Below are 12,093 nucleotides of genomic sequence, written 5' to 3'. Positions count from 1 at the left end.
TGACTGTTTCGTATGTAACGCGCTTTGCCCAGTCCGTCGCTTTGATAGTATTCCATCTTACAGGAAATTTGCAACAGGAAATCAACGTGGGAAAAAAAGAAAAACCGGCTGTGAGAGGCGTCCGTGCCTCCCACTTGCCGGTCAACATGGTGAGATTGGCGGGGAACTCATTATCAGACCGTAGCTTCCTGTCTCACTTTCGTTTCATGGTTCAAAAACGAACCAATATGCTTGACCAAATCGACCACACGACAAGAGTAGCCCCATTCGTTGTCGTACCACGCCAGCACTTTCACCTGCGTCTCACTGATCACCATTGTCGAGGGCGCATCAATGATGGCTGAATGGTCGTTGCCGTTGAAGTCGGAGGAGACCAGCGGCAGTTCACAGTATTGGAGGTATCCTTTCATCGCGGTTTCCGCCGCTTCTTTGAGCACTCGGTTCACCTTTTCGACCGTGACCGGCACGCGCAGGTCGGCCACCAAATCCACCACCGACACGTTGGGAGTGGGTACGCGTAATGCCAACCCGTTCAGCTTGCCGTTCAGCTCTGGCAATACTTTGCCGATCGCTTTGGCCGCGCCGGTTTTGGTCGGTATGATCGATTGGGCGCAAGCACGGGCCCTGCGCAAATCCTTGTGCGGATTGTCCAGGTTTTTTTGATCATTGGTATAGGCATGTACCGTCGTCACCAGCCCGCTTTCAATACCGAACGCATCATGCAGTACCTTCACCACCGGTGCCAAGCAGTTGGTGGTGCAGGAAGCATTGGAGATGATATGGTGTTTCTCCGGAACGTAATCACCTTCATTGACCCCCATGACAATGGTCACATCTTCGTCTTTGCCCGGAGCTGTGATCACCACTTTTTTCGCACCCGCCTGCAAGTGCAGTCCGGCACCCTCCCGGTCGCGGAATTTGCCTGTCGCCTCCACCACGACATCCACGCCCAGTTCCGCCCATGGCAACCGGGAAGGGTCACGATCACCCACCAGTTTCACTTTGTATCCGTTTACAATGATCCCGTCGTCCACCGCGCGCACGTCGTCCATCATCATGCCGTGCACGGTGTCGAACTTGATCAGATGGGCCAGCGTCTCCGCCGGATAGGTGGCGTTGACGGCCACAATTTCAATGTCGGGATCATGAATCGCCTTACGAAATACCATCCGCCCGATCCGTCCGAATCCATTGATTGCCATTTTTAGTGGCATAATAATTCCCCTTCCCGTCCTTTATATAACATACCATTCCCCTATATATTATAATCAGTATGTCACATTTTGCAACGCAGAAAAGAGAGAAAACCCCGCCCTGATTTTGGCGGGATGAGTCGGTTGACACACGCGATCGATCCCCGACATGCCCCGCCATGAGCCGGGGATACGAAGTCCGGGTGCAAAAGGAAAGGCGCGCCCGGATCGAAATGGATGGATCCAAGCGCGCCCTCTGATTGTGTCATACCATTTGGAGATTGAGCGATTTATTCGGGTGCCAGCGGTCCGTAAATCGTCTTGTATTTTTCGTAGAAAAACATCACCCGTTGGATGTAATGTCGGGTTTCACCGTAGGGAATCTTTCGGATGTTCGCTTTGGTTCCGTCCCATCTCCCCTGCTTCAGCCATTTTTGCACGTTGCCCGGCCCTGCATTGTACGCGGCAACCGCAGCCACCTTGTTACCCTTGAATTCCCGGGTCAAACCGGCGATCCACCAAGTGCCGATATGTATGTTGATCGCCGGATCTTTCACGTTCTCCCGAAACGTCGACGGAAATTTGCCGTGTTGAATGGCCCAATCCACTGTACTGGGCATCAACTGCATCAATCCTTCGGCTCCTTTGACGGATCGTTTGTCAGGGTCAAATTTGCTTTCCACCCGAATAATGGCCATCACCAAAAAGGGATCGGCACCGTTCACCTCAGAGCTGTAAAAAATCTGCTCCTCATATTTCAACGGGTACATCCAACGTACAAACAAGGGAAGTGCCACCAACAAGACCGCTGCCACTGTCAGAAACGCGATCAGCATCGTCCGCTTGCGAGGCAGGGCAACTAGCGCCGGTCGTAACCATTTTTTGAGTTTAGCGATTTCCATAGTTGATCAACCTGTCTTTCCGTTTCTGCCAAGCTTCCTGAATTGTCAATCAAAATATCGGCAAAGCGTTTTTTTTCTTCAATGGGCAGCTGACTGGCAATCCGTCGCCTAGCCTCCTCTTCGCTCAAACCATCCCTGGCAATCAGCCTTTGCAATTGCAACCATTCCGGGATATATACCACGATAACTTTTTCGACCGATTTCGTCAAATTTCCTTCTATCAACAGCGGGGTGTCCCAAACAACGATGCCGTCGGGATCGCGCGCCCGGCACTGCTCCGTCAGTATTTGCATCCGTTCCACGATCAGGGGATGCAACAACCGGTTCAGCTCTTCCCGTGCCGCGGTATCACGAAACACCCGCGCTCCCAGCGCCTGCCGATTCAATGTCCCGTCGGGGTGGAACACCTCTTCGCCGAACCGGACACGAATCCGATGCCATCCTTCGGTGTGCGGTTCCACCACCTCCCGCGCCACCTGGTCGGCATCAATGATATGTGCCCCCCGTTCAGCCAACATCCGGGAAACCGTACTTTTCCCCGTTGCAATCCCGCCGGTCAATCCGACAATCACATGCTTCCCTCCTTCCAGAGTGTGTCTGGTGTTGTCCACAGTGCTTTCCCGGCTCGCTCCACCTGCGCCCTGCAGGAATGCAGATGATTACCGCTCCGACCCGGTCAGCCCAGGTCGCGGGCAAAGTACGCTTCGCTTGGAGGAAATTGACCGCGATTTCCATCCTGCGCTTCCCGAGTCTTCGTTCAGTCAGGGCTTGGTCAGTCGCTCGTCCGGGAAAACATTGCTCCCTTACGGAATGAACAAACACGCCCTAGTCAATCAGACGAAAGAGTCCGATGGCGATCATCAGCAAACCGGGCAGGTACTCCACCGAAGACACCCATCGTCGTCCCGACACTTTCCATCCTGTCCGAATGCCGGTCAACAGAAACAGGGCACTGGTTCCGGCGATCGCCAATGCGAGAGGGAACGGCGGATACCCCACCATCGCCGCTCCCAAACCGGCCCCGAAAGCGTCCAAGGAGAGCGCCAATCCCAGCCATACGGCTTCCATGGGAGAAATCACACCGGACCGGTCCACATCTGCCGCCATCGGTGTTTTCAAAATCTGTACGACCAGCCCGAGCATCCGGATTTCAAAGGACAGTACGGTCTTGCCCGTCTCCGCCTGCCGCAGAACCGGTTCCTCCTCCCGTTGTCCTTTGTTGAACAACGTCCATACGCCGATCCCGATCAAAATGAGTGCACCTGACAATCGACTCCAAAACGGAGAGAAACCATGTGCGATCCAATGTCCCGCATGCAGGGAGAGAAACATCAATCCACCGGAGAACCCTGCTATGACACCGACCGATACAACAGGAATCTTCACTCTCCGCATACCATAGGTCAAGCCGGCCACGAATCCGTCAAAGCTGACTGCACAGGCCAGCAACCACATCGATAAAGTTGACCACACTTCGCTCTCCCCTTTCTCGTCAGGTATTCCAACCTATCATATTGGAAAGGGGAATGGGAAGTGCTTATCCCGTCGTCACCGCTGGCACTTTAAGCAAACGTGCGTACCCCGACCGGCGACGACCAGCCGCGTGATCGGTTCCCCGCAGCGCATACAGGGCTCGCCCTTGCGTCCATATACCTGAATTTGCAATTGAAACATCCCCATCTCTCCCTTGCCGTTGACATACGATCGAACGGACGAGCCGCCCAACCGCACCGCCTCGGCCAAGGTGGAGCGGATGCTTTTGTACAACCGCTTCTGTTCCGCTTCGGTCAACGCATCTGCCGGTCGCTCGGGATGCAGTCCTGCGGAAAAAAGCGCTTCATCGACATAGATGTTGCCCAAACCAACCAGAAACTCTTGGTTGAGCAGGAGCGCTTTCAGTTTGGTTTTGCGTCCGGCCAGCCGCGCGCGGAACACGTCCAGCGTAAAGTCGTCCGACAGCGGTTCCGGACCCAGTTTGTTGAGCGGGGGGTATTGTTCCTCCTCCCCCGCCGGATAAAGATGCATCGTACCGAACTGCCGCACGTCGCGGTACCGCAACTCCGTTTTGTCGGTAAAACGGAAAATCACATGCGTGTGCTTTTCCACCGGCTCATCATGTTGTGCGAGCGAATACCTGCCTTCCATGCGCAAGTGGGAGACGAGCACCCAATCACCGAAAAAGATGCGCAGAAACTTGCCCCTGCGCCCCACTCCGGTCACCTCAGTCCCGATCAACCGCTGGACAAACAGGTCGACATCCGGCGGTTCCTTTACGATTTTGGGCAGGAAAACGGCGACATCCGCCACCGTTTTTCCGACGATCAATTGCTCCAGCGTTTGTCTCACTGTCTCCACTTCGGGCAATTCCGGCAACGTTCAACCCCTCCTGCATCCATTACTTCGCTTGATACCATGTGGGACCGTGATGAACATCCACTTTAAGCGGAACGGACAACGCCATCGTCCCCTCCATCACTTCCCGAACCGTTTCCTTCATCCAATCCAGCTCGGATGTCGGCACTTCAAAAATCAACTCGTCATGCACCTGGAGCAACATGCGGCTTTGAGCGCCCTTTGCCTTCAACACTTCATCCATGCGTACCATCGCCGTCTTGATGATATCTGCCGCCGTTCCCTGGATCGGGGTGTTCATCGCCGTCCGTTCGGCGAAACTGCGCAGATTGTAGTTCCGCGAACGGATGTCCGGCAGATAGCGGCGCCGGTTCAGCATCGTGGTAACGTAACCGTCTTGTTTGGCCTGCTCCACGACACGATCCATGTACGCTTTGACACCCGGATAGCTCGCAAAATACCGTTCGATGAACTCCGCTGCTTTTTTACGGGGGATGTTCAGGTTTTGCGACAATCCGTAATCACTGATCCCGTAGACGATCCCAAAATTGACCGCTTTGGCGTGGCGGCGCATCAACGGTGTCACTTCCTCCTCTGACACACCGAACACATCCATCGCCGTTTTGGTGTGGATGTCCATATCCCGTACAAACGCTTCTTTCAGGTTTTCGTCTCCGGACAGATGAGCCAATATGCGCAGCTCGATTTGTGAATAATCGGCGGACAGGATCAGCCAATCCGGTTCGGACGGCACGAACACCTGACGGATGCGGCGTCCCTCTTCCAAGCGGATCGGGATGTTTTGCAAATTGGGTTCCGTGCTGGACAGGCGCCCCGTCGCCGTGATGGTCTGGTTGAACCGGGTGTGGATTTTGCCTGTCTCCGGGTCGATCTCCTTCAGCAATCCCTCTACATAGGTGGAAATCAATTTGCCCACCTGGCGGAAATGCAAGATCTTCTCCACGATCTCATGTTGGGGGGCCAGCTTTTCCAGCACGTCGGCACTGGTGGAATAACCGGTTTTGGTTTTTTTCAATACCGGCAGACCCAATTTGTCAAACAAGATTTCACCCAATTGTTTGGGCGAATTGATGTTGAACTCGGTGCCCGCCAAATCGTAAATCTCTCGGGTCAAGGAATCCAATTGTTCTTTCAGTTCCTCACCCAGCCTCACCAACCGCTCCCGATCCACTTTCACCCCAACGCATTCCATGTCAGCCAGCACGCGGGAGAGCGGCATCTCCAGCTCTGCAAACAACGACATCATCTGAGCGTCGTCCAATTCCTCGACCAGCAAGGGATGGAGACGCACCATCGCTGCCGTTTTGCGCGCCAGATGGCGGGCCAACTCGTCTTGTTCCGGTTGGCGCCGCTTTTGTCCTTTGCCGTAGAACGATTCGTCGTCCGGCAGACTGCCGTCCAGTTTGCGCCGCACCACGTCAGAAAGTTCATGGGTCGATTCCGACGGGTTGAGCAGGTAGGATGCGAGCAAAATATCGAAAGTAAACCCGGCGGCTCGTACCCCGTGCCGTCGCAGGGCAACGGTGGCGGCCTTGACATCATACCCGATCTTCGTCTTGGATGAATCGGCCAACCACGACAGCAGCACATCGTGTTGACGGGCGGTTTCCCATGGCAGGTAAACATGCCGTTCTCCATCGGATAACGCCACACCGATGATGTCAGCGCGATGGTAGTTCGCCTCGCTCAATTCAACGTGACAGGCGAGACGATCCCGTGTGAGCAGCTCGTCCAACCGCGCATCCGATTCGTGTACGATCCGGACGTCGACCTCCTGTGCACCGTCTTGCGCATCGTCCCGTTCGGCAGGCTCCCCCGCGCCCCCCAACCGATCGATCAGCGATTGAAAGGTCAACCGCTTGAACAGCTCCAACACCCGTTGTCGGTCATATTGGACAAATTTGATATCCTCCAGTTCAAACGGGAGGGGAACATCGCAATGAATGGTGGCCAGCTTTTTGCTGAGCCGGGCTTGTTCCCGGTGTTCGGCCACCCGTTCCCGCAACTTTTTGCCCGACAGTTCATCCACATGCTCCAACACCGCTTCAACGGAGCCGAATTGATGAAGCAGTTTGAGTGCCGTTTTTTCCCCCACTCCCGGAATACCCGGGATATTGTCCGACGGGTCACCCATCAGCCCTTTCAAATCAACGATCTGTTCCGGCTTTAAGCCGTACCGTTCCTTCACCGCTTCGACATCGTACCGCTCAGTCTCGGTAACACCCTTGCGCGTCAGCAACAGATGCACCTTGTCGGTCACCAGTTGCAGCAAATCCTTGTCTCCGGTGACGATCAGTGTATCGAGGTCGGCACGTTCAGCCCGGCGGGCCAATGTGCCGATGATGTCGTCGGCCTCAAACCCTTCCAACTCAAAATGGCGAATGCTGAACGCATCCAACACCTCTTTGATCAGCGGGATCTGCTGGGAAAACTCACTCGGCGTCTTTTCCCGCTTTCCTTTGTATTCCTGATAATCGTCGTGTCGAAACGTCGTCTTGCCTGCGTCAAACGCCACGAGTATGTGGGAAGGTGCTTCCGTTTCCAGCACCTTCATCAACATCATCGTAAAACCATACACCGCGTTCGTGTAGACGCCCGCCGAATTGGTCAGGCGCGGCAGGGCGAAAAACGCACGGAACGCGATGCTGTTGCCGTCGATCAATACCAGTTTGTCCATACAACCGTTCCCCCGCAATCTTTCGGTCGGTAGTCATCCAACTGTTATTGGGTCGTGTCGGTCAATCCGTGGGTACAAGCATGTCCAATGGGGAACGTGAAGTCGCTCCCCGGGAAATGGTTCCCGATGTCGCCCTGACCCGGACACGACCTGACCGTTCATTTGCGCACATGTCCATTGTACCCCGAGTGGGCCGTTGGGCACAAACAGACTCTCTTGATGGACTGCGTTGTGCCTGCGAAACGCCCGTTCGGCGCTGTTACTCTGACCATACTCGCTTCAGGCCGTGTTGGTCCATCCAAACATCCCCGCCCGATTTTATTCAAATCGGGACAAATACGGTTCCCCTTCCTCCTTCTCCCTAATACATTAACACGAAAGCACAGAGAGGAGTTGGATTCCATGAGCGGTTTCGGATATGGTGGATATGGCTTCGGATTCGGTCTGCGCCGTCTGCTGATCTTCCTGTTGGTGATCGCCACCATCTTCGTCTTTGCCGGAGTGGGCTTCGGTTACTGATTTGCTTCCAACCGAGAAGCACCCCGTGCATGCGCATGGGGTGCTTCTTCTTTCGATCATGGAAACAGCTTTACCTGGTTGACTTGCGTATCGATTGCTTCAGGATCGTTTACCGGTGAGAACACGAAGAACAGCGTTCCGTCACCGTAGTTGGAAACAGGTGAATTGTTTTTTTGAAACGCATCCTGCTGCAAGAGAAGATTGAGGCCAAAATTCACATCCCCTCGGGACGAAACGTTGTTCACCTTGACGATAAAAGGAATGTTCATACATACGTCCCCCGATCATTTGACGCTGTTTGCCCATTCTCTACCATCATAATCCCCCCCGGGAAGATTGGTTACAAAATGACACTCCTTTGAATCGCTGTCTTCGCTGAATAACCTGTTGCGATCCCGATATCGAAACACTGATGAGCGGGAAAAACACATCACCGTTTTCAACGCGGTGTTGCGACGGAAAAAAGAACGATAACCTCCGTTACAGATCCCCGCCAGGTCTGAAGCCGGCGCTCACACATCCGCTTGGGCCTGTGTTTAATTTGTGTCATTGTATGGCATTATCCCCATTCAACAAGGACGATACCACCATACAATAACGTGTCAGGACAAGAATTTATTGGGGTGACGGAGTTGTATCCGATTCAGATGAAGCAATTGGCCGCCATCATCGGCGGACGCATTTACCGCGGCTCCCCGCGCAAAGCCATTCGTTCCGCCATCCAGTACAGCTCCAAATATGTCCGTCCGGGCGTTGTCTTCTTTCTCGACCCGAAGAAAATCAAAAATATGGCAGCGGTGATGCGGAATTTGCGGGCCACGCGGGCCGGCTGTATCGTCGTCCCTGCGGGCTGGGAACACCGAATTCCCGCCGGGCATGCAGTCATCCGCGTTTCCGATCCGTTTGTGGCCGCCTTGAAACTGGCCAAATGGCAATACGTACAATGTCATCAACCGATGGTAATCGGCGTGACCGGCAGTTGCGGCAAATCGACGACCAAGGAAATGATCGCCTCCATTCTCATGCAAAAATACCGCACGCTGAAGTCTTGGGCCAACAACAATGTTTTCTCCTGCATTCCCAGCCATTTTTTCCGTTTGCGCCCCAGTCATCAGGTCGTCGTGCTGGAAATGGGGATGGCCAACTTCGGTAACATCCGCAGTCAGTGCTTGTTTTCCAAGCCGTCTATCGGGATCATCACCAACGTGGGAAGAGCTCATGCGGGGAAACTGGGCAGCTCGGTGGAGAATGTGGCACGTGCCAAACAGGAAATGATCGACGGCCTCAGACCCGGTGGCATCATCGTGCTCAACGCCGATGACCCCGGTACACGCAAATTGTCTCTGCGCCGTTTTCAAGGGAAAGTCGTCACGTTCGGCATCTACCGGCCTGCCAATGTGAGAGCGCAAAACATTCGATTTACCAGAAAAGGCATCTCGTTTGAGGTCAACAGCACGCCGTATTTTATCCCGGTTTGGGGGACGCACAACGTCTACAATGCGCTGGCCGCCATCGCTGTCGGCCGATTGATGAAAGTGCCGACGGAATCGATTCGGCGCGGATTGCGCTCGTTTACGCCGCCGCCGATGCGCCTGCAACCCCTGCGCGGCATCAACGGTCACACACTGATCAATGACGCGTACAATGCCAATCCCGACTCAATGATCGCCGGATTGAAAGTGTTGAAGAAGATCGGGGCAGGGCGGACCACAGTCGCCGTACTGGGGGACATGTCAGAACTGGGCAGGCTCACCGAGAGCGGGCACCGGGAGGTCGGGCGGGAAGTGGCCCGCTTGCAGATCAGTTATCTGTTCACGATCGGCCCGCGCGCCAGGTCCATCGCCGCTGCCGCCAAAGAGGCAGGAATGCCGGGATCCCGCATCCGCTCCTTTTCCTCCGGGATGTCACTGGTCAACCACTTGCGTCACAATCTGCCTGCCGGATCAGTTCTCTATTTTAAAGCGTCCCGGTCGATGAAACTGGAACAGTGCATCAAACCGTTGCGTTTGCGATGACCACGGACTCCGATTTCCCGTTTTGAATCTCCACACCACCAGGAAATGAATCTTACTCCTCTCAAAAGAGTGGAAAATACCTGCGGGAATCTGCGAACTTGCAAAATCAAACGATAAAACGGCTCACCCGCGAGAGTGGTTCAACACTTGTCAGTCGTCTCCAGTCCTCACACGAGGACTTCTTTATTGAGAACAAAAAGACAAGCTCTCTGACTGTAAAACCCATTTCTCGAACACTCTTGCCAGACTTGCATATACCATATAGTAACCTTATGGTTTGAGAGGAGGGTTATCCGTGAAGCTGTCCTCGATCATGCACCGGATTTTCCAGCAGATTCCCGTACACGAAGAACTGGCCAACAAACCCCGCGGCAAACGTTCCGTCGCAGTGGTGCAACAAGGCAAATCGCAAAAGCACCGCGCCTTCGGTGACCGGACCGCCCATATCATCGGAAAAAACGGTTCCGTCCGCAAACGGACGCGATAAACATCCATCGCCCTATTGAACAAAAAGGGAGCCGACCGCTTCCCGGCCCCATCATCCGGGACACAGCGGGTTTTGGCTCCCGTCTGTTATGACATGCTTTTAGGTTTTTGCAATTTGATGGGATTTCATCTGTTTTCGCCGTTGTTGAGATTGATAGAAAACGCTGATTGGGCCAACCCGAAGAAAAATGTTGATTCCGCTTTGGGGAACATATCGTAATCCATCATTTCCTTGCATATGACACTGCCGATCGCTTCACCCAAACAAAACGGGGAAACGATCCGTTTTTTATTCACAGATGATCCTGCACTCAACGTTTCACCACTTTGACCGCATCGGCGATCACATATCCACTGCCGGTAGTCCAACGGGAGACGCCGATGATCCAATCGTCACCCGCACCCAATGAAAACGTGCCGAGCAACACCCATTTGCCGCCGTTGACGCGCTGATCTTTATACACTGTCTTGTTGCCGGTGGCCGTTTTGATCACGAAAGGCGTCGCGCTGTTGTATCCGCTGTTGGCCGGCCACCAGGCATATACATCATAATTGCCGGCCGTGGCGATGTTCACTTTATACCAAGCCGCATCGCTGATCGACTGCGGGGTGGCAAATCGGTAATCGGAACCGTATTTTTGCGTGTTCCAAGAGCTGATCTGCCAATTGGCACCGGACGAGAACCGCCCTGACGTGGCGTTGTCGACGATGATCGAGGGTGCCTGGGTCACCAGGGACATATAATAGTTCCAGTCCCATCCCGGTCCCGGATCGGTATGCGTCGCTCCCGGCACTTCATGATGCCCGATGATGTGCGCCCGGTCTTTCGGAATGCCGTATCTGTCGCAAATCCAACGCGTCAGGTTGGCCGAAGCCCGATACATCGTATCCGTGTACCAACTGGGATCGTTCACGTATCCCTCATGTTCGATCCCGATACTGTGGACATTGTAATCCCAGTTTCCCGCGTGCCAGGCAATATCCTTGTTTTGCACCATCTGCGTGATCGCCCCGTCGCTGGAACGGATGACGTAATGAGCGCTCACTTTGGCCGACGGATTTTGGAACCAACTGATCGTCCCCGCATAACTCCCTTCCGTCGTATGAATAATCACATAATTGATCGCATTTCCATCCGCTTCCCGATTGGCTGCCGTGTAATTGCCGCTGTTGGCCGGAACCCATGAAGCCCCCGGATAATCCGGTGCAGCAAAGGGCAATACCTCTTTCACTTCCGCATAAGGGCCGCGGTTCGGTGTCACTCGCGCGGGTGACAGCCACACATCTTCTCCCCCGACGGTCCGGTACGCGCCGCGCTGGATGATCCGAAACACTTCATCCGCGTACCATTTGGTTGTCAATTTGGAACCGGTACCGCCGTAGGCCGCTACCACCGTATACCAATCACCCAGGTTGGACGGGAGGCGACCCGCATATTGCCGGCGTGCTTCCTGCGCCATGACCGCAGCCGCTCCCCTGATGTTCTGCTGAACATCGGTTTTCAATGTATGCACCGGCACGCCCAACAAGCGAGCCGCTTCTTTCAACGTGTGGTTGGCGGGATTGTCCGCCAAGTGCATGATCCCGTATCCGTTCAATTGACTCGGTTTCCTCCCGTGATCCATCCACCGGGTTTCGGCATAGCCTACAGCCTTCAACACCTGCACGGGCACTCCGAACTCTTTGGCCGCTTGCTGAAAATAACCGGTCAACCGACCGACCCGCAACGTTTTTTCCGACGGTACCTTCGTCGACACCGTCGACTTCACCAACTGATTTGTCGGCGGGGAGGCGGCCCATGATTGGGATAACGTCAAACACATCCCCCACACCAACACCAACCACCCCGATATCCAACGACTCAAGCGCATCACAATTCCTCCTGCTCATGGTGATATGCCAGAGACAGGATATTCCCGACCCGCTTG

General features: G+C 54.5%; 12 protein-coding genes. 3 read left to right on the top strand and 9 right to left on the bottom strand.

Features of this window, described 5'->3' with window-relative positions; genetic code table 11:
• Window positions 1–173 precede the first annotated feature (173 nt).
• From JQC72_RS05765 to polA, 6 genes are all read right to left on the bottom strand, one after another.
• Window positions 174–1,214 carry a glyceraldehyde-3-phosphate dehydrogenase gene (locus JQC72_RS05765; protein ID WP_205493676.1) on the bottom strand — a complete coding sequence of 347 codons (1,041 nt, stop codon included), beginning with the start codon at window positions 1,212–1,214 and terminating at the stop codon, window positions 174–176.
• 269 nt (window positions 1,215–1,483) lie between these two features.
• Window positions 1,484–2,095 carry a lytic transglycosylase domain-containing protein gene (locus JQC72_RS05760; protein ID WP_205493674.1) on the bottom strand — a complete coding sequence of 204 codons (612 nt, stop codon included), beginning with the start codon at window positions 2,093–2,095 and terminating at the stop codon, window positions 1,484–1,486.
• Complete coding sequence (gene coaE / locus JQC72_RS05755) at window positions 2,053–2,667, bottom strand: dephospho-CoA kinase (RefSeq protein ID WP_205493672.1); 615 nt, start codon at window positions 2,665–2,667, stop codon at window positions 2,053–2,055. The genes JQC72_RS05760 and coaE overlap by 43 nt, the downstream gene beginning before the upstream one ends.
• 253 nt (window positions 2,668–2,920) lie before the next feature.
• Entirely contained in the window at window positions 2,921–3,568 is a 648-nt protein-coding gene (gene ytaF, locus JQC72_RS05750) for a sporulation membrane protein YtaF (RefSeq protein ID WP_335342407.1), read from the bottom strand.
• A gap of 75 nt (window positions 3,569–3,643) precedes the next feature.
• Window positions 3,644–4,468: a DNA-formamidopyrimidine glycosylase gene (gene mutM, locus JQC72_RS05745; protein ID WP_205493670.1), complete on the bottom strand. Its 825-nt coding sequence runs from the start codon at window positions 4,466–4,468 to the stop codon at window positions 3,644–3,646.
• Between the two features lie 22 nt (window positions 4,469–4,490).
• Entirely contained in the window at window positions 4,491–7,145 is a 2,655-nt protein-coding gene (polA, locus tag JQC72_RS05740) for a DNA polymerase I (RefSeq protein ID WP_205493668.1), read from the bottom strand.
• A gap of 402 nt (window positions 7,146–7,547) precedes the next feature.
• Here polA and JQC72_RS05735 point away from each other — a divergent pair, with 402 nt between their 5' ends.
• Window positions 7,548–7,664 carry a sporulation protein YjcZ gene (locus JQC72_RS05735; RefSeq protein ID WP_205493666.1) on the top strand — a complete coding sequence of 39 codons (117 nt, stop codon included), beginning with the start codon at window positions 7,548–7,550 and terminating at the stop codon, window positions 7,662–7,664.
• A gap of 56 nt (window positions 7,665–7,720) precedes the next feature.
• On the opposite strand, the gene JQC72_RS05730 is transcribed toward JQC72_RS05735, so the two are convergent.
• Complete coding sequence (locus JQC72_RS05730; RefSeq protein ID WP_205493664.1) at window positions 7,721–7,933, bottom strand: hypothetical protein; 213 nt, start codon at window positions 7,931–7,933, stop codon at window positions 7,721–7,723.
• 354 nt (window positions 7,934–8,287) lie between these two features.
• Here JQC72_RS05730 and JQC72_RS05725 point away from each other — a divergent pair, with 354 nt between their 5' ends.
• On the top strand, window positions 8,288–9,679 hold the full coding sequence (locus JQC72_RS05725) for a UDP-N-acetylmuramoyl-tripeptide--D-alanyl-D-alanine ligase (RefSeq protein WP_205493662.1): 1,392 nt from the start codon (window positions 8,288–8,290) through the stop codon (window positions 9,677–9,679).
• A gap of 295 nt (window positions 9,680–9,974) precedes the next feature.
• A complete protein-coding gene (locus tag JQC72_RS05720) occupies window positions 9,975–10,166 on the top strand; it encodes a hypothetical protein (RefSeq protein WP_205493660.1) in 192 nt (63 codons plus the stop codon).
• A gap of 125 nt (window positions 10,167–10,291) precedes the next feature.
• Here the strand turns inward: JQC72_RS05720 and JQC72_RS05715 are convergent, their stop codons facing one another.
• On the bottom strand, window positions 10,292–10,462 hold the full coding sequence (locus tag JQC72_RS05715) for a hypothetical protein (protein ID WP_205493658.1): 171 nt from the start codon (window positions 10,460–10,462) through the stop codon (window positions 10,292–10,294).
• 14 nt (window positions 10,463–10,476) lie between these two features.
• On the bottom strand, window positions 10,477–12,036 hold the full coding sequence (locus JQC72_RS05710) for a golvesin C-terminal-like domain-containing protein (protein WP_205493656.1): 1,560 nt from the start codon (window positions 12,034–12,036) through the stop codon (window positions 10,477–10,479).
• Window positions 12,037–12,093 lie beyond the last annotated feature (57 nt).

It is taken from the genome of Polycladomyces zharkentensis, assembly GCF_016938855.1.
Lineage (GTDB): Bacteria > Bacillota > Bacilli > Thermoactinomycetales > JIR-001 > Polycladomyces > Polycladomyces zharkentensis.
This window is presented reverse-complemented; position numbering and strand designations above follow the sequence as displayed.

Excerpts from the sequence above, each read along its gene's own strand:
- JQC72_RS05760 (WP_205493674.1), bottom strand. The coding sequence starts at position 2,095 with ATGGAAATCGCTAAACTCAAAAAATGGTTACGACCGGCGCTAGTTGCC.
- JQC72_RS05730 (WP_205493664.1), bottom strand. The coding sequence starts at position 7,933 with ATGAACATTCCTTTTATCGTCAAGGTGAACAACGTTTCGTCCCGAGGG.
- JQC72_RS05735 (WP_205493666.1), top strand. The coding sequence starts at position 7,548 with ATGAGCGGTTTCGGATATGGTGGATATGGCTTCGGATTCGGTCTGCGC.
- JQC72_RS05710 (WP_205493656.1), bottom strand. The coding sequence starts at position 12,036 with ATGCGCTTGAGTCGTTGGATATCGGGGTGGTTGGTGTTGGTGTGGGGG.
- JQC72_RS05765 (WP_205493676.1), bottom strand. The coding sequence starts at position 1,214 with ATGCCACTAAAAATGGCAATCAATGGATTCGGACGGATCGGGCGGATG.
- polA (WP_205493668.1), bottom strand. The coding sequence starts at position 7,145 with ATGGACAAACTGGTATTGATCGACGGCAACAGCATCGCGTTCCGTGCG.